Annotated in this window: 17 protein-coding genes; 4 read left to right on the forward strand and 13 right to left on the reverse strand. The window is 37.3% G+C overall.

The features are described from left to right. The first annotated feature begins 641 nt into the window (after positions 1-641). Positions 642-1,331, forward strand: a complete 690-nt coding sequence (locus R2S08_RS06655) for a hypothetical protein (protein ID WP_316834414.1) — start codon at positions 642-644, stop codon at positions 1,329-1,331. A gap of 55 nt (positions 1,332-1,386) precedes the next feature. Then, complete coding sequence (locus R2S08_RS06660) at positions 1,387-2,544, forward strand: TlpA disulfide reductase family protein (RefSeq protein WP_316834415.1); 1,158 nt, start codon at positions 1,387-1,389, stop codon at positions 2,542-2,544. A gap of 438 nt (positions 2,545-2,982) precedes the next feature. Here R2S08_RS06660 and R2S08_RS06665 read toward each other — a convergent pair whose 3' ends face one another. Continuing rightward, entirely contained in the window at positions 2,983-3,612 is a 630-nt protein-coding gene (locus R2S08_RS06665) for a serine hydrolase domain-containing protein (protein ID WP_316834416.1), read from the reverse strand. 318 nt (positions 3,613-3,930) lie between these two features. Between R2S08_RS06665 and R2S08_RS06670 the strand changes: the two genes are divergently transcribed. Then, positions 3,931-4,356: a hypothetical protein gene (locus R2S08_RS06670; RefSeq protein WP_316834417.1), complete on the forward strand. Its 426-nt coding sequence runs from the start codon at positions 3,931-3,933 to the stop codon at positions 4,354-4,356. A 146-nt stretch (positions 4,357-4,502) separates the two neighbouring features. Here the strand turns inward: R2S08_RS06670 and R2S08_RS06675 are convergent, their stop codons facing one another. The 10 genes from R2S08_RS06675 to R2S08_RS06720 form a co-directional block, all read right to left on the reverse strand. Beyond that, on the reverse strand, positions 4,503-4,952 hold the full coding sequence (locus R2S08_RS06675) for an energy transducer TonB (RefSeq protein WP_316834418.1): 450 nt from the start codon (positions 4,950-4,952) through the stop codon (positions 4,503-4,505). A 73-nt stretch (positions 4,953-5,025) separates the two neighbouring features. Further along, on the reverse strand, positions 5,026-5,310 hold the full coding sequence (locus R2S08_RS06680) for a fic family toxin-antitoxin system (RefSeq protein ID WP_316834419.1): 285 nt from the start codon (positions 5,308-5,310) through the stop codon (positions 5,026-5,028). 11 nt (positions 5,311-5,321) lie between these two features. Next, on the reverse strand, positions 5,322-5,933 hold the full coding sequence (locus R2S08_RS06685) for an ORF6N domain-containing protein (protein WP_316834420.1): 612 nt from the start codon (positions 5,931-5,933) through the stop codon (positions 5,322-5,324). Positions 5,934-6,605: 672 nt separating this feature from the next. After that, complete coding sequence (locus R2S08_RS06690; protein ID WP_316834421.1) at positions 6,606-7,172, reverse strand: hypothetical protein; 567 nt, start codon at positions 7,170-7,172, stop codon at positions 6,606-6,608. Between the two features lie 11 nt (positions 7,173-7,183). Continuing rightward, the gene (gene hxsC, locus R2S08_RS06695; protein WP_316834422.1) at positions 7,184-8,320 is read right to left on the reverse strand and encodes a His-Xaa-Ser system radical SAM maturase HxsC; all 1,137 of its coding nucleotides are present in this window, start codon (positions 8,318-8,320) and stop codon (positions 7,184-7,186) included. A gap of 1 nt (position 8,321) precedes the next feature. After that, the gene (gene hxsB / locus R2S08_RS06700; RefSeq protein ID WP_316834423.1) at positions 8,322-9,821 is read right to left on the reverse strand and encodes a His-Xaa-Ser system radical SAM maturase HxsB; all 1,500 of its coding nucleotides are present in this window, start codon (positions 9,819-9,821) and stop codon (positions 8,322-8,324) included. 1 nt (position 9,822) lies between these two features. Beyond that, positions 9,823-10,188 (reverse strand): His-Xaa-Ser system protein HxsD, encoded by a 366-nt coding sequence (hxsD, locus tag R2S08_RS06705; RefSeq protein WP_316834424.1) that lies wholly within the window; start codon positions 10,186-10,188, stop codon positions 9,823-9,825. Next, positions 10,185-10,901: a peptidoglycan-binding domain-containing protein gene (locus tag R2S08_RS06710; RefSeq protein ID WP_316834425.1), complete on the reverse strand. Its 717-nt coding sequence runs from the start codon at positions 10,899-10,901 to the stop codon at positions 10,185-10,187. Before R2S08_RS06710 ends, hxsD begins: the two co-directional genes overlap by 4 nt. 205 nt (positions 10,902-11,106) lie before the next feature. Further along, a complete protein-coding gene (locus R2S08_RS06715; RefSeq protein ID WP_316834426.1) occupies positions 11,107-12,279 on the reverse strand; it encodes a hypothetical protein in 1,173 nt (390 codons plus the stop codon). Positions 12,280-12,968: 689 nt separating this feature from the next. Next, positions 12,969-13,418: a MauE/DoxX family redox-associated membrane protein gene (locus tag R2S08_RS06720; RefSeq protein WP_316834427.1), complete on the reverse strand. Its 450-nt coding sequence runs from the start codon at positions 13,416-13,418 to the stop codon at positions 12,969-12,971. Between the two features lie 650 nt (positions 13,419-14,068). Between R2S08_RS06720 and R2S08_RS06725 the strand changes: the two genes are divergently transcribed. Beyond that, positions 14,069-15,625: a Fic family protein gene (locus tag R2S08_RS06725; RefSeq protein WP_316834428.1), complete on the forward strand. Its 1,557-nt coding sequence runs from the start codon at positions 14,069-14,071 to the stop codon at positions 15,623-15,625. Positions 15,626-15,759: 134 nt separating this feature from the next. Here R2S08_RS06725 and R2S08_RS06730 read toward each other — a convergent pair whose 3' ends face one another. Together R2S08_RS06730 and R2S08_RS06735 are read right to left on the reverse strand one after the other, a co-directional pair. Beyond that, positions 15,760-16,380 (reverse strand): Crp/Fnr family transcriptional regulator, encoded by a 621-nt coding sequence (locus tag R2S08_RS06730; RefSeq protein WP_316834429.1) that lies wholly within the window; start codon positions 16,378-16,380, stop codon positions 15,760-15,762. Positions 16,381-16,527: 147 nt separating this feature from the next. Beyond that, positions 16,528-16,830 carry a hypothetical protein gene (locus tag R2S08_RS06735; RefSeq protein ID WP_316834430.1) on the reverse strand — a complete coding sequence of 101 codons (303 nt, stop codon included), beginning with the start codon at positions 16,828-16,830 and terminating at the stop codon, positions 16,528-16,530. Between the last annotated feature and the right edge of the window lie 497 nt (positions 16,831-17,327).

A 17,327-nucleotide genomic window follows, 5' to 3' on the forward strand; every position in this document is an offset into this window, starting at 1 on the left:
GCTACAATTTTTCTTGTATTTGCAATATTAACATCCTGATTAGGATTAACCTCGCGTTTATCGGTTAATCCTCCATAACCTTTTTTTCAAACTGTCTGACATTAATATCCTCACTTTGCGGAAATTCCGGGATATAATGGTGATATTCCGGATCAAATCCTATGATTACTTAATAGCACATAAATCGCTAACGATTTAGTATATAAACATCTACCTTTAAAGGTGATCACGAAGCATATTTAACGATTTCTAAAAAATGGTGCTGTTTTGTTGCAACAAAACAGCACCATAACAAGCATGAAGTTATAAAACATGCAGCTAAAGTAGTCTGGCTTGGAAAGAACTACAAAATCTTATTCACATTAAATTTTTACTAAATTATGGAAAAATTGAAATTAAGCACTTCTGCCTTTCAGAAGGGAGAAGTGTTAACTAGGAGTCAGCTGAAGAAGGTGTTAGGTGGAGAATTAAGTGGATCTGGGGGTCTTTGCACGGATTGGGCAAATAAAGAACCAGATATCTGTTACAATTGTTGTGTAACCCTTCATCCTGCTGATATCGAAACTTGCGATGAGTATTGTGGTCTTTAATTCCATTGTGTTTTAGGATATCCCTAAAGCACAATTTGTAAAACAAATAATATGAAATATATAATAACTTTATTCCTTGTATTTTTTACATTGTTCTCCTTTTCACAGACAATTAGATACAGGATTCAAGGCAAGGTTAAAGATACATCTGAAGTTAACTTTGTATACTTGGCTAGCCTTCCAAAAAAACTACCATCAACTACATTGGAAATTTTTAAAGTTGTTTCTATTAAGAACGGAGAATTTGAATTCAACGGTTCTTGCAATTTGGATGAAGACCTTTTCAAATATGGTATATTATTTATGGATAAACGTCCAAATGTAACAGATAAAGAGGTCCTTTCTAAGCTTAGTAATCTTATCTGGGTAGCTGGAAGAGAAGATAACTTGAAACGTATCCTATTTGAAGATATGCAACTTCAGATAGAAAATTCCGATCGAATGAGAACCTCCACTATCGTAGATGGGGGGATATTGACAAGACAAAAGGATGAATTGGCCAAAATATACACAGATGGCAATAAGCAGTTGGTTGAATTTATAAGAAAGTATCCTGATTCTCCCTTAAGTTTAGATGCGCTCGCTTTATTAACAGAGATAATCAATATAAAAAATAAAGACCGACTTGAAAATAAAGCGGGGATGCCACCTAATGAAATGTACAATTTGTTATCTGATCGATTGAAAAAAAGTAAAAATGGTATCTCCTTAAAAACAGAACTAAAAACGAAATATCCTTAAATAAATAATTGATATTTATTAAAAAGTCAGGTATTACAAATATTAAGTAAATCAGATGAGAAAAATTGCTCTTGTTTTTTTAATTATCATCTCGACGCTTATAGCATCCGGTCAATCCTTAACTAAAAAACTAATAGTAAAAATCGATTTAAAAAATGCCAGGGAACTTCCACTTAAAATTTATATTGAAAAAACTAGTTTAGGTGGATATAAAGTAACTGATGACACTTGTAAAGTAAAAGATTGGAGTCTTAAATACGAAACAAGAATCTTTGAGCCCGAGTTTGTAAAAATATTTTTTTATTGGAAAAGCAAAAGACTCACATCAGCGTCATTTTGGGCAATGCCATCTACTTACTACCTCATAGTGGCAAATGATTTGCAGCCCCTTCTTACCAATCAAGATAATTCTGATTTGGCCAAAATCATTTCAGACATGGAAGATCACCGTGCTAGGTATAAGGTTAAATCAGATAGCCTATTAAGAAATATTAACTATGAAAATAAAAAAATAGAGGATGTTGAACGTAGAGTTAACTTTATTAAGGATTCTATTGATAATTTAGTCGACGAAAATGTTTACAAGGCCAATGTACTTCATTATTTAGGGTCTCCTTTGGGGTTGTACGCGTTATGTAGATATGCTGAGCGCCCCTATACTAAGCAAAGGTTTAGGTACGAACAAAAAGAAGTAGAAGATCTATTTAAACTATTGACTCCGGAAATAAAAAAATTGCCATCGGCTCAAATATTATTGACTAAACTTTCTTTATCAAAACGTTTAGTCATTGGAAATAAGATGATTGATATCTCACTTCCTGATACAGCAGGGAGAATCGTTAGAATGGGGGAATTTAGAGGCCGGTTCTTATTAATTGATTTTTGGGCTAGCTGGTGTATTCCCTGTAGAGCCGAAAACCAATCATTACGTTCGGCTTACGCAAAATATAAAGATTTGGGATTTGAAATCATTAGTATAACATTAGATAACGAGGACAATAAGCAAAAATGGCTTAAAGCTATTGAACAGGACAAAACTACCAAATGGCCACAACTTAGTGACTTTAAAAAGATTGCCCAGAAAACATATGATATTAGGTTTATTCCGACTAATTATCTGATAAACCGAGATGGAGTAATTATCGAAAGAGATCTCAGAGGAGAAGAGTTGCAACAAAAACTAGAAAAGATATTCATAACTGTTAAGCCTTAACTATTTGATATAACCTATACAGACATTTAAGTACAAATCATGCCATTACAACCTTCAGTTATCCATAACATTTAACAGCCTTTTATCTTGTTTAAATAGTAATCAAAAAATTCAAGACCATTTCGAGGAGGTCTTCGATATGGCCCTGATAGGTTCTGGTGCAAAACGAATAATCTGCAACAAACAATAAAAATAACACAACAACAAACAATAGAATTATTCCTTACCACCCTATTAAACACATGATAATCAACAGATTTCATACAATTTTACACGTTATTTTTTCACAAATTCACTGAAAATTTGTGAAATTTTTTCCGCTATATATATGTTAATTCCATTCCCCCTTCCCCGGATCCCCCCAAAAAAACCTGCCCCTCTTTTCACACCTCAGGATCTGTAAGATCCAGTGCTAATTATTGACAGTACCAAATGATTTTATGATATCTGGGATAAAGAATCCTGCCAGCTCATCCATGAAACCATCCGGAAAAGCGCCTGAGAGACTGGTAAGTATGACGATAGTAAGATCGTCATTGGGATATACAAATATAGCTGAACGATTGCCTCCTCATTTACAATATCTGGAATACCGGATGTATGGGACAGGAGTTGCTTAACTGTTATAGGCTTCCAAGCGTCAGGAATATTTGTCAGGTATTGAGAAATAGGTGCATCCAACCTTAATTTTCCGGCTTCCATTAATTGCACAATTGCAACACCAACAAATGCTTTGGTAATGGAATTAATTGTAAAAACAGTTTTATCACTTACAGCAATTGAATCCTGTAGGTTTGCCAATCCGTAATTACCTGTCTTTATAATTTTCCCATGTCTTACAATTGCCAGTTGCAAGCCCGGGATCCTGCGTTGTTGCATTTGGTTTTGTATAAAAACATCAACATTATCAGTTTGTCCAAAAACGCTGGTGTTAAAGGAGAAAATTAGTAATGTGATGAGTACTATCTTCAAATAGGTATTCATTGGAATAATTTTATGAAAGATATCAATTTCTCCTGCAATTCTTTGCGTGACTATACTGAAGTTTCTAGCAAAAAAATAATACACACGAACTTCGTTAATAACGATATTTCAATAGAACAAGCCATTACTTTACTAGAAATGGAGCCAGCATAAATAAAATCATCCTTGGTTCTCATCCCCGGATCCACCCCCAAAAAAAACCTGCACCTCTTTTCACACCTCAGGGCCTGAAGCTCTTCGCGGAAGGTCCAGTGAGAAAAGAAGTGCAGGTTTTTTTCACTAAGTCATCTGCTACAATTTTCTGTCAAATCAGTCAACTGCCAGAATATCAAACAAGCACCATTCCTCTGATTTCAAATGAATTATGTAGGTTTACAAATCACTCAACGCTAATTCATTAATATGTCTATTTCATTACGCACAAACTCCAAAGACGGACTATCAACCTATCGAAAGCATCATTTATATTCTATCATACTTGAAGCACTAGTTGACGGGCAATATTGCCTACCACAATACCTCTTTTATACATTAACTACCTATATAAATGAAGAGATAAAATGGAATGCAACAATAGCAGATATCGACAAAGCCATTACCTACTTAACCTATATAGGAATGGTTGAAGTAAAAGAAGATACCTCCATACGAATTACAAAAACAGGACTGGAAGCCCTAGCAGATTGCCGATTTCAACAACTCGCTTCCACTACCTTCTTTAATTATAGGAGCATGAAAAATACCGAAATAGCAATCATCTTCGCTTTATTTTCACTGGTAGTATCTCTCGGCACACTTGTAGTTACAACTTTCAATAATACAAATTAGGGTTTCATACCCCCCGGCCTGCACCCAAGAAAATATGATTTCATGATCAAGCCTCAGAACCTGGAAGGTTCAGCGCGATCAGAAATCATATTTTCCACCCAGTCAAAGGAAACCTATCCGATATTTACAATTATTCTAGTTTTCGCTTACATCGAGGGATCTATGTAAATTCGATAAAATACCTTTACAGGCACCTTTTTTCCATTGCATTTACCGGGCTTCCATTTAGACATAAGTTTTGCCGATCGCAAAACCTCCTTGTCCAAGGCTGAATATTTTTCTATAGATTTATTATCAATTGCCAGGTTTCTGGAATTCCCCATTGTATCTATAATCATCGCTAAATTTACCGAACCTTGCAAAATAGGCTGCTCATTATCCGTTGGATATTTTAAATTTCCCACAATAAATGAAGTAAAAGCATGTGTTCCTCCAGGATATTCAGGGACTTCATCTAAAGAGACAAAATCATAAACGTAATTCCCAAATGACCTATCGTAATGTCTTGCGCATTTATTTTCCTGGCTTTTGATCGTATTTCTGTAAGAACTACAACTTGTCAAAAGAAGAACTAAAATCAAATATTTTATAGTCATTATTTATAAGGTACAATATTTCCAGGAGTATTATTAAGGTGATTCTTTTTCGAATTAAATATAAGAAAACCATCTATTTCAGCTTAGTCAAAAGCTCCAGCGCTGCAATTTCCATTCTTGAAAATGCGAACCATTTTTTGCCCAGATCTTTTAAAGAAGCACCAATATGATATACTACAGTACCATCTATAATCAAAAATCGATCATGCGAGTCCGTAAATTCTTTAACACTTACGGGGCCATACTGAGACTGGTATTTATTTACATCTAAAGCAAGCAGACAATCCTTTTTGGTATAAATCGTTAATTCAACCCCCTTTTTACGCTTAGTGAATAACCGCAGCACGGTATCATCCACATAGTTATCAATTAGTACAATTGACGTTTTAGCCTCCCGTACCAAATCAGCAATAAAAGTATAAGCATCAAACGCCTGCCCATTATAGATATGCGCTCGTTCTGTTTATGATCATTGCTTTGCAAGGCATTAAAAATCTTATCAAAGTTCTCGTCAGCTTTAAATTGCTTCCGTTCCATATTATCCAATCTTATAAATACCTCTGCATTATCCTTCAAAAATCTGCGCATTTCAACAAATGCCCTCATGATTTGAACACTAACCTTTACTGCTGTTTCACTCCGTAATACAGATGCCAGCATAGCTACTCCATATTCTGTAAATACAGTAGGAAGGTATCTAGCCCCGCCTCTTTTCTCTAAAATCACATTCTGTGATGTTAAATTCTTCTCATTTTTTGAGGTCACAAATTGTGACCTCAAAGTTTCAAACTCCTCTCTGGTCAATTCAAACATAAAATCATCAGGGAATTTCTCTAAATTCCTTTTTACCGCTTGATTCAACACCTTCGTCCCGACTCTGTACAAAACCGCAAGGTCTCTATCAAGCATTACCTGCTTACCACGAATTGTAAAGATTTGGTTCTCTATCGTTTCCTGAGTTATAGTTGCTATTGTTGTCATAATCGATTTGTGATTTAATGCCGATGCAAATCTATACAAACCGAAACAATTAACCAAAAAGAAATATTTTGTAATAAATATAAATATAATAACATAAACTCCATGATTTTAGAGCAATTACCCCAACTCAAGCTCCACCATACCCGGACACTCCCCCCAAAAAACCCTGCACCTCTTTTCACACCTCAGGGCCTAAAGCTCTTCGCGGAAGGTCCAGTGGGAAAAGAAGTGCAGGTTTTTCCATCAAAATCACTATGTTTAATTAGCTTACTTATCTCCAAGCCATTTAATCGGTATATCTGAAACCGACCAAGTCCAATCTCCTCCTTTGTATTGGCTAAAGATAATTTATACTTGATATGAAACTTCTTTAAAGCCTTAGCATGTTAATAAAAACACAACGATCTTAACCTATATAGGAATGGTTGAAGTAAAAGAAGATACCTCCATACGAATTACAAAAACAGGACTGGAAGCCCTAGCAGATTGCAGATTTCATCAGCTCGCTTCCACTACCTTCTTTAGTTACAGGGGTATGAAAAATACCAAAATAGCAATCATCTTCGCTTTATTTTCAATGGTAGTATCTCTCGGCACACTTGTAATTACCACATTCAAATAGAAATACCTGCAGTCACGGACTTTGCAAGGCAGGAATAATTACAATAAAACTCAGGCCATTCTTTCAAAGTAATTACACACCTTGTGTACCCTAAAAATCGACAAATCACTAACCTCTTCCTCATTTTCACTTTCCTCCTGCTCCTCTTGAATACTCTGGTCCTCCGGTTCCTCTTCAACTTTATCCTCATCTTGTTCCTGTTCTTGTGTGCCACCCGATAAACCGCACCCTCCTTCCTCGTCAATCTGTATTTCATACTGCTTACCATCATAGGTGGTAAAACTACAATGTCCATCTTCATCAACTTCCTCAGGAGTAAAATGACTGCTATCTAGCCATCCACCATTCGGCCAATCTATTCTAATTAGTTCCCCATTTTCTACTTCAACATCTAGCGTATAAGTAGATGAAGTTCCAGTACTAGGATTATAATAATCAATAGAAGCGCAATAATCACCATCAGGATAACTGCTATTCCGTTCATCTTGTTCTCCAGATGAGGAAAAGTCTAATTCATTAGAAGACTTTACACTCTCGACAGAATGTGCACCAGAGCTATTTTTACAACCGGAAACATATAAAAGACCAAGAAGAAGTATATAACCAATTGTTCTCATACTCTCTAATACTAAACCTCAATCCTTCTAATATATTGACTATGCATCTTCTGCCCAGAAGCAAACAATCCACCACATTGCTCTTTAACCCCGCACTCTACACATTCCTCCAGATAAATGTTCTTCCAGTCCGATATCGACCTCCTGCAGAATTTCCACAAATACTCAGGAACCAAACACAACTGCGAATTATAAATAGAAACATTCATTCCCCTTTCAGAAAGAAATTCACAAGCCTCACCTAACTCCTCCATATAATCGACAGGATCAATCCATAATTTATCGATATTAAAAGGCGTATAACCTTGAAACTCCAATCCCATAAAAGTAACATGCTCCACAAAAGGCAGATTTCGATAAATATATTTCGCCAGCTTTACCAAACGCCCAATAGATTGTTTCTGCAACACCACCCTAATCTCAATCCGCTGATTGTTTAATGCAAGATTATATAAACCCTGCACCGTTTGATTAAAAGCATCTTTAGCCTGTACAACATAATCGTGAATCTGATAATAATCAGAATACAATGGAATTCCCAGCATCAACCTGTCCATATTCAATTCACCCAACCTGTCTGCAACATTTTTCCAGGCAAAAGAACGCCCATTCGTCAAACAATGAACTTCACTATCCGGAAGCTCCTGCTTAATTTGCGCAAGCATATCAAAAAACAAGCCTCCCATTAAAGTTGGCTCACCTCCAGTAATACCAATCTCAGGGCAATCCTTAGGAATCAAAGGAATCATCTTCTGATGAATATAATGCAAGCCAAAAATATCGTTCCTATCTTTTGGCGGTTGAGAACACATTAAACAGTTGCTGTTACAACGCTCAGTAGCCAAAATAAAGTTCTGATGAGACCCAACTCTATAAATCGTTTGAATCAAACCATCAGAAGTCACAGAAACGATATCATTGTCCATGAGGTGATCAAAGGTTGTAACACCATGCACACTAGCCTTTTTCAACTCTAAACCGACCACATCCAAATTAGTCAATACAGCCTCAAAATTATCCAACGCTTGCAAAGGCAAATAGTCCTCGGCTATCAAAATCTCATGATCTTTGGAAAACGCATTTCTGCTAACCCGTCCTACAATTGGATCAGTAATTAAAAGTGGCTTCCCCTTAGTTTTAAGCAGCATACTATCTGATCCAATTATTAAATACCTTAACTATTCTTTCATCCTTATCCATTATCTCAAATAAATGACGAATAATCTCCATATTCTTTTGACAAAATACATTCGTAGGTCTATAACCAGCCATATCGCCTTGAGTCGCATGATTAAATACCGGATCAGCACCGCAATAAGATTGAAAAGCACATTCAGAACAACCAGGTAATGCCTCATTGCTCCAATACTCAGCAAAGCCCATTACCTTATCGCCGTAAAAAAGTTCTTCATAACTGTTAGAATCCAGATCACCTAACAAAAAGGTTTCATCCTTCATCTCTGCAAGCATCCTTGCTTCATCAGTTGCATATACCTTACCGTCGTAGTTAAACACGATAACATTGTTAACCATTCCTGCTGGAGATTGCAAATCCACATAACCAACCGGAAATGGTGTTAAGATCTTCTTCAAAATAATTGAGGCATAATCCTCCCTAAAGAAATTCCCTTCAAGGTTATAGGCTATAATCTTATCCAAAGCCTTTTTATAAAAGTCCAGAAAGAGACTCATATCATATTTATTCTTTCTTTCGTTCCGAACAGCAAAACCAAATGGACTAATTGGCCTCAAAAAAATGCTATTAAAACCTTGAGCAATATATTCATCCACAATTTGCTCCGGATAATCCAGAGAAAGTGTCGATGTAGTCAATAACGAAGACACCCGGTCATGGCCCAGTACCTCCCGGCACCTTTCAATACCTTTAACGGCTAACTGATAACTATCCTTACCTTTCTTATGCCGATTGGTATTATGAATAAACTCCGGCCCATCCAGCGACGTAGAAATCAAAATATCATGCTCTTTACAAAACAATAACATCTCATCCGTCAATGGAGCCAGATTTGTGCAGATTACATAAGTTACCTTTTTCCCAAAAGTCAAAGCCTGCTCCTTCGCTTTACCAACAGCATAAACAATAGATTCAAATGCTAACAATGCTTCTCCTCCCTGAAACTCCATCGTAACATTCAGATTCGGAGAACGCATCATCATCTCAATTCCTTTATCAATATGAGTCCGCTTCATATCAAAAGAGTTCTTGTCTTCACTAACTCTCGATACCTGGCAATAGTGACACGTATGCTCGCACCTTAAAGAAATAACAAAAATGTGTAATGAAGTAAAGTTGTCTAGAAAAGACTTCTTAGTTCTATACCGTGTAGCAATTACGTCTATCAAAGGTGGGATTCGTTCCTCACTAATAAAGAATCCCGCAATTAAATCTCCATAAAGCTCTTCATCAACGATTTTGTTAATGCGCCTGGTTATAATCCTTTCAGCGGTACCAGGAGAAACCATCAAATGGTCTCCAATCTCGTTGACTAAAAGTTCTTTATCTTCATTTAACCTAATAAAGCGAAATGGGAGTAAAAAATACGCTCCAATTTCCTGCGCATCGTAAAACGAAGCGTCCTGAAATTTCCTGGTCTTTCTGGTCGCCGGTGTAGCCACTGCTAAACTCATATTAAATCGCTAAAGGATCAAAGCCAACCGGATCTGAAAGTTCAGAAGACGGTCCATTATTAGGTTCTTCATAATATGCAAAAGCCTTTGCTACCAATAAATCTCTCAGGGTCGATGTTTCTTTTGTTACAATGTCTCTAAGCTTAAAATCAATCAGATCCCTTTTGATTTTAGAAATTGTCTCTTCGTAGTCAATCCCGTCAAGCTTTGAGGTCATACCAACTTTCAAATTACCCTGATTATCATCGTCTATTACAACATCGAAATTTGCGCCATACCAATAGAAACATTTATGAAGCACATCTATAGAGTAAATGGAACCATCAACTACGATAGTTAACCCACTAGAACTTATATCAAATCTCATAAAGAGTTCAAGATCATCAAACTAATGCTACCAACTTTACCGTCAGCTTTTAAGCTGTTTGCCTTCTGAAAATTCTTAACAGCTTTTTCTGTCTGTTTTCCAAAGTAGCCATCTATAGGTGTGTCGTATCCTTTTAAAAGCAGCTTACTTTGAAGAGCACTTACATCCAAGCCCCTGCAGCCTAAATGTAAAACTCTGGAAGAAGCGGTATCAACAACACCAGCATAAGCTAAGGAACTGTAATTAGATTTTACCGTTGTTGCTGTTGATCTCTGATAAGTTGGTGAGGAGCTAGAACTACTTTTTTTAGGAGGAGTGGAAATAACCGGTGTTGGTGAATACGAAGGCGTATAGGCTGGAGATGAAGAATAATGTGAAGAATGAGAGGCATGCGAATAATGCCCGGAACCACTCCCTGTGGAATACCCCGAACTATGAGAGCTGTGGGAACTGTGAGACCTATGCGAGGTATGCATAAACACAAGACTATTTTCCAAGCTACTCGTATTAAGTCTTAAAACTAATTTAGGTTTTAATAGTCTTTTATTAAATCCAACAATATTCATATTATTTGAACTGAAATCGTCCACATTAGGCGATTTCAGTTCAGATGCCTGAACATCATTGTGCGTTAGAGCAGCTAAAGAAGCAGCAATAACAGAAAGCGATTTTTTCGCTAGTTTAAGGAATCCATTTTTATCTTTTATTCTCATAATGAGGCGTTTATTCTCTAGCAATTTATATTAATAAATGTGATAAAACAAAATTTATGCAATAAATTAATTTCTATTATTAGAATAGATCAATTTATTTTCTCGAGAGCCAATTTAGAACCAATTTTCACAAAAAAATGGTGTTTAAGTTTAATAAAATGGTGTTTTAAAAAACACCCTGCTGGCGGCATGAAATTAAACCGTTTCAAAGACTATCAAGAGATACAATCCATTTACACACATCATTAATAACAACCTCATGCTCATAAATACTATGTTTAAGAGATAAAGAATGCGACCGTTTCAAATCATACTCTATAAAAGTCAAATTCCGATAACCCAAGGGCGTAGTCGAAGGCGTCGTCCGTAAAAATATCTGGCTTTTCCAAGGTTCCCATCCTAAAACAAGAGGATTAGATTTGATCAGAAAAAATAAACAAGGAATTAAAAAAGTAAGAATAGGTACCCCAAATACCAGTAGAAATAATGCATAACTAATAAAAGTATACCCCATTTCAAATATGGAATCAACGCCAGAGCCGGATTTTACACCAATACAAAGTACAATAAGCATGAGAAAAATCATGGCCAATGTTATGTAAATAGCCCACCTAGTTAAGTTGGCTAGCCATTCATGAATGTTCAGCACAGTTTCCCAAATACGATATAAATTTCCAAACCATAATTTTATCTCATCACTATGATCAACAACAGCCAGAATAGAAAAGTTAAATTTCAAATTTTCTATGGATCTGTCTTTTATGACTTGACCGAGTTGTTCGGGAAGTTTGTCTACTTTGTTATTGAGGAATCCATAGATGTATTCTCCCAACCTAAATAACAATCCAAAAAGGCAAATGACAATAAAGAAAAATACAAGAATTCGATATTTATCTATGGCATCAAATATCGAGAGCCTAACAAATCCATCAGTTAATACCCCCAATGGGATAAGTAGTAAAGTACAGATTAAAATACAAAGCAAGATCAGATGTAGATTAATATTCTCCGCATATTCTCGAATTCTGAAGTTCAAAAATGGTGTTGCCATCGTGACCAGTCTAAATTCCTTATTGCTAGCGCCAATTTTCTTTAAAGCATACATGGCAATGTTTCCACCATGACTATGCGCAATGATGATTTTCTTTTTATCGGGATGTTGTAGCAATTGAGCATTTAATTTTATGGCAAGATTATCCCCCTCTTCAAACCTGGCAGTGTTAGAATTTATACCAGACCAATCAAAACATTCAAATTGTATACTTCCCGACTTTTCTCCAAGCTGTTGTTTTATTTTGGTACAGAAATCTGAATTTTCATCTGTCCATGGCGCTTTTTTAGCAAAGGTTCCGTGAATGAGAGTTATTAAATAGCCCATATGCTAACTTGGTTATATTTAGATGAATACAATTTAAGAATTATATCCAAACCAAACTAACTTCCGTTTCGAAAACCACATTCATAGGTTTCCGAAATATTATATCATACATTTTACTAAAAAATATAAAATTTATGGAAACCACATAAAGGGTTGGTAAATTAAACTTTTAGATAGACATATTACCAAATAACTTACGCTATCCTACATTATCCCAATGATAATTCTAAATTTCAAATAATTACTATATTTAAAATCTCAAACGAACTCTCTATATGCGCTATCTCAAAACTCTGGTTCCATCAGAACAGACAATACCCTTCAAATACTTTATTGAAGGCAAGTTAAAATCTAAAACCAAACTTCAAAAAACTTTTAAGTTTTAAAATAACTAGGATAATCGCGCTTACTCTCTTAAACATGGGTTTTCAGCCAACCCCACTCTTCGATACGCGGTCCACTTTCTAAAAGCCATCCCGCCGATCATCACCATGCACAGTCTGCACCATACCTCTTGCACCACACACGGTCTGCACCATACCTTTTGCACCATACCTCTTGCGCCATACACAGTCTGCACCATACCTTTTGCACCATACCTCTTGCGCCATACACGGTCTCCTCCCAGAAAAAACATGACACCTCTTTTCTCACCTCAGGGCCTGTAAGGTCCAGTTAGAAAAGAAGTGTCATGTTTTTACACTCACCCACCTCCTTTCCTTATAAGTGAATATATAGCCTATCGCGGCAACTGCCGTAAAGAATAGGTTAAACACAAAATGAGATTTCCAACCCAATACCTTTAACACCCCACCACAAGAACAAGGCACCCGAGGAAAAAATCCTATCAGAATCAGCCCCACATATCCAGTAAAAGCCAACATGAGCAAAAGTGAAAGCCCAAAACCCAACAACCGAAAAGACCTCCAGCACAATAAAACAGCAGCCATCAACTCCACCGTAGGCAACAAGAAAAACAGCACCTCCGTAAAACCCTTTTTAAAAACCTGATTCGCCAACTGAGCCCTAAACTCCTCCGCACTAGCCAGTTTAGAAACCGCAGTATAAACCCATAAAAAAACAAGCAAACAAGCCAGTACCTCAACAATCCAAGCACCCTTTTTATTTAATCTGTTCATAGTTATAATTTGATATAATCAAAACTACAACCCACTGAACACCTTACACTTGTAAAATTATAAGTCCATAAAAAAAGATCAAAAAACAAAAAAGCCATTGCATTACGCAAAGGCTCAAACCAAATAAAACTTAACAAACTCAACGGATATCCACCCACACATGGATTCGCACCCAAAAAAATGGAATTGCTCCGAAAGGCCTTAGCCCGCGAAGCTGGCCAGCCGGCTCGGAGCATTCCATTTTTTAATCCTTCGAAATCACTCCAGTTCCAAACGCCCGCTAAATCGCAAGCGAATATAGTTACATCTCTTGTTAAGACTGCATCAAGAATAGAAGCCCCTATTCAATCAGAAAATGTAAAAAGAGAGATAAAGAGATAATAACCATATATTTGCAACAAACAATAGAAATAACACAACAACAAACAATAGAAATAACACATCAACAAGCAATAGAAATAGAACAACAACAAACAATATAAATAGCACAACAACAAGCAATAGAATTAATATAATAATAAAAGATTGGAAGAATGTTATTGCATCTATTAGCATTGAGCCTACAAAAAAAGGATTCAAACGCTGGAGATGTTAATGTAGCAGGTATTAAAGATCGATCAGAAACTCCAACACAACAAAATTAAAAGGCAATGGCAACACCAAAGGAAAAATTTGCAGAAGCATTATTAACATTAAGAAAACTTCAGGAAGAAGGATCTGCAGGAATCTATACAGATGAAATCCCAAGCCGTTCCCAACGAGAGATTCTGTTGAAAAATGGCTTTATAAAAGAAGTCTCTAAAGGCTGGTATATCTCATCCAACCCTTCTGAAGCCCCTGGAGATACGACATCTTGGTACAGTTGTTATTGGGATTTCTGTGCCAAATTTATTCGGCATAAGTATAAAGAAGACTGGTGCCTTTCTGCCGACCAGTCGCTTATGCTACATACAGGCAATTGGACAGTGCCTACACAACTGCATCTGCGCTCACCCAAAGCAAATAACAGCCCCACTTCCTTACCACACCAAACCTCCCTGTTCAACTATCGGGCAGAACTTCCTGCAAAGGAATTGATGACTACCATCAATAACATCCAAGTATACAACCTCCAGGCGGCATTGGTCTATAGCACCGAAGGGATATACCGGGCAAAACCATTGGATTGTCGTGTAGCCTTGACAAGTATTAGTGATGCCTCGGAATTATTACCTATTTTACTGGACAATGGTCACTCTACCATTAGTGGGAGGTTAGCCGGGGCGTTCCGAAATATTGGAAGGAACAGGATTGCCGACCAAATTATTGATACGATGAGACAAGCGGGATATGACATCAGAGAAGATGACCCCTTTCAGGAAAAAGTACAAATAGAAATCAGCCCACGTGAGCGATCCCCCTTTGTTAATCGCATACGACTGATGTGGCAGCAAATGAGTGAAGTCATTATAAAAGATTTCCCAAGAGCACCTGGTGTACCGAGTGACCAGGAAGCTTATATTAAAATAGTGGATGAAGTTTATCTAACAGATGCATACCATTCACTTTCCATCGAACGTTACAAAGTTACTCCTGAACTCATTGCTAAAGTGAGCGGCGGTGAATGGGACAAAGATAGCTCCCAAGAAGACAGCCAACAAAAAGATGCTATGGCTGCAAGAGGCTATTTTCAGGCTTTTCAAGAAGTAAAAAAAACATTGGAAAAAATCCTTCAAGGAGAGAACGCAGGACTACAAGCAGATAAAGACCATCAGAAATGGTATCGGGAACTTTTTGATCCAAGTGTTCAAGCTGGAATACTAAAAGCTTCTGAACTGGCTGGCTATCGGAGCCACCAGGTCTATATCAGTTCATCAAAGCATATACCTCTGAGTGTGGAAGCTATGCGTGATGCCATGCCTGAATTATTTGAGCTTTTGCAAAAGGAACAACACCCCGCAGTAAGGGCAGTTCTCGGCCATTACATTTTTGTTTTCATCCATCCTTACATGGACGGAAATGGCAGAATAGGTAGATTTTTAATGAATACAATGCTCGCCTCAGGTGGATATCCATGGACTGTGATACCCGTGGAAAAAAGGGATGAATACATGAAATCCCTGGAAACCGCCAGTGTCACTGGTGACATCAGTGTTTTTTCAAAATTTATTGCCTTCCTAGTTGCTGAAAATATGAAAGGAGAACCAGTCGCTCACTTGCCGAGTTAACTGACAGATTAATCAAATACATGTAAAATTATAAGCCCACAAAAAAATTCATCAGCCTCTGCACCATACCCGGTCTGCACCCAAGAAAATATGATTTCATGATCAAGCCTCAGAACCTAGAAGGTTCAGCGCGATCAGAAATCATATTTTCCCCCCAAAAACCTACAAATATACGTCTCCCCAATATTCAAAAAATTCGCCTTATCCTTGTCCAGCAACTTCACAGACCTGTTCTTCCCCATTGTTTCCGGATAAATCTCATGAAACCGTTTAACCCTACTCCTCACATCCATCTCCAGCAACTCCCCCCTCAACACCAAATTAGAAGTAGCATAAGAAATAATCCGCCCCTCCAAATCCCTGCTCTCCGGAAAAAGCTTATAAATCAGTTGCATTTGTCGAGTAGAAATCTCCAGCAACTCCGTTTCCGCCACAGCAATTAACCCAGTAACAGAAACCGTCCCATTCTTAAAACTATCGGGCAAAATAGCAATCTCCCCAGCCTTAAAAAACCCAAGAACCACCTTACCATCCACACCATTTACATAAATCATCACCATGCCCTTAGCCACATACCAACATTTTCTAGAAACCTCCCCAGCCCAATGGATTACCTCCTGCTTTTCACAAGAACACCCTGCCAACTGCTTCGAAACATGAGGCTTAAACTCCCTATACGGCATTTCCAGAAATTCAGCTAAAAACGTAAAAAGCCCCTCCAACTCTTCATTCCAGATATCCCGCCCCACTAACATACAAACCCCTTCCCGTTATACACAAAAAAAGCATTGAGGCAGCCAATAGATACTGTAGAATTTAAAAGGCACAGTAAACCTTTGAAAAACGTAAAATTTAAAATCATAAGAAACGATAATTAAGAGGATTAATAAAAAAACAATAGATCACAAAGGATATTCCATCACCCTAAGTTCAGCCTTCCCATTTTTATACAAGAGCAGCAAATGCTCCATACTAATAGACCTGATATCCTCCAGCGATTTCAACCCAAAAGTTTCCATAAACTTCTGAGGCGAGGAAAATGAAGTTCTCAGCTGAAGCCGCACCTCATTTTCCTCGTGGTTGCGAAGCGTAACACTCACCTCAATGAGTTTGTCACCATGAAGCGAAGCTTCCACACCTTCTTTACTGGTAATGAGGTTGGAATGCGTCCAGAAGTACTGGACCAGGTCACTAGTTTTAATCATAAAATTTTGTTTATGTTTTTAATAGTTGGTTATGAATTATGTGAATTATTAGCAATATTTTGCTTTCAATAAAGATTTAAAAACCGCTGGTAAGCGGCTACAATTTTTTGTACATCTTGCAGGCTAGACATCACGCTATCCCACTTTGGAGGGGGATTAAGGGGGAGGATTCCACCCCCAGCCCCCTCAATGGGGATAATATGGCGCCTTACCTTTATAGTGTATTAGTTCACCTGGCCTTTGTTCCAATGGTTTTGTTCATAGTTGATGTTTTTTATAAATGGTGTTTTGTTGTTTATTTAAATCCCTCTCTCCCCACAAGGGGGATTTAGCTTCGCTGAGCTCGCTGAAGGGCTCGGTTCTCCCTTTGAAAAAAAGGGCGAGAGGTTCCAGGGAGCATAACCTTTATAGCGCCTTACCTAGCACACTCGTTAACACCATCGCCATTTCGCACTTGCGCTTTCTCCACCTGTGAAGAGAGGTGTCATGGAATGACG

Source organism: Pedobacter nutrimenti (assembly GCF_032678445.1).
Classification (GTDB): Bacteria; Bacteroidota; Bacteroidia; order Sphingobacteriales; family Sphingobacteriaceae; genus Pedobacter; species Pedobacter nutrimenti_A.

Excerpts from the sequence above, each read along its gene's own strand:
- R2S08_RS06710 (WP_316834425.1), bottom strand. The coding sequence starts at position 10,901 with ATGAGAATAAAAGATAAAAATGGATTCCTTAAACTAGCGAAAAAATCG.
- hxsB (WP_316834423.1), bottom strand. The coding sequence starts at position 9,821 with ATGAGTTTAGCAGTGGCTACACCGGCGACCAGAAAGACCAGGAAATTT.
- R2S08_RS06725 (WP_316834428.1), top strand. The coding sequence starts at position 14,069 with ATGGCAACACCAAAGGAAAAATTTGCAGAAGCATTATTAACATTAAGA.
- R2S08_RS06715 (WP_316834426.1), bottom strand. The coding sequence starts at position 12,279 with ATGGGCTATTTAATAACTCTCATTCACGGAACCTTTGCTAAAAAAGCG.
- R2S08_RS06690 (WP_316834421.1), bottom strand. The coding sequence starts at position 7,172 with ATGAGAACAATTGGTTATATACTTCTTCTTGGTCTTTTATATGTTTCC.
- hxsC (WP_316834422.1), bottom strand. The coding sequence starts at position 8,320 with ATGCTGCTTAAAACTAAGGGGAAGCCACTTTTAATTACTGATCCAATT.
- R2S08_RS06685 (WP_316834420.1), bottom strand. The coding sequence starts at position 5,933 with ATGACAACAATAGCAACTATAACTCAGGAAACGATAGAGAACCAAATC.
- hxsD (WP_316834424.1), bottom strand. The coding sequence starts at position 10,188 with ATGAGATTTGATATAAGTTCTAGTGGGTTAACTATCGTAGTTGATGGT.
- R2S08_RS06720 (WP_316834427.1), bottom strand. The coding sequence starts at position 13,418 with ATGAACAGATTAAATAAAAAGGGTGCTTGGATTGTTGAGGTACTGGCT.
- R2S08_RS06735 (WP_316834430.1), bottom strand. The coding sequence starts at position 16,830 with ATGATTAAAACTAGTGACCTGGTCCAGTACTTCTGGACGCATTCCAAC.
- R2S08_RS06655 (WP_316834414.1), top strand. The coding sequence starts at position 642 with ATGAAATATATAATAACTTTATTCCTTGTATTTTTTACATTGTTCTCC.
- R2S08_RS06660 (WP_316834415.1), top strand. The coding sequence starts at position 1,387 with ATGAGAAAAATTGCTCTTGTTTTTTTAATTATCATCTCGACGCTTATA.
- R2S08_RS06670 (WP_316834417.1), top strand. The coding sequence starts at position 3,931 with ATGTCTATTTCATTACGCACAAACTCCAAAGACGGACTATCAACCTAT.
- R2S08_RS06675 (WP_316834418.1), bottom strand. The coding sequence starts at position 4,952 with ATGACTATAAAATATTTGATTTTAGTTCTTCTTTTGACAAGTTGTAGT.
- R2S08_RS06730 (WP_316834429.1), bottom strand. The coding sequence starts at position 16,380 with ATGTTAGTGGGGCGGGATATCTGGAATGAAGAGTTGGAGGGGCTTTTT.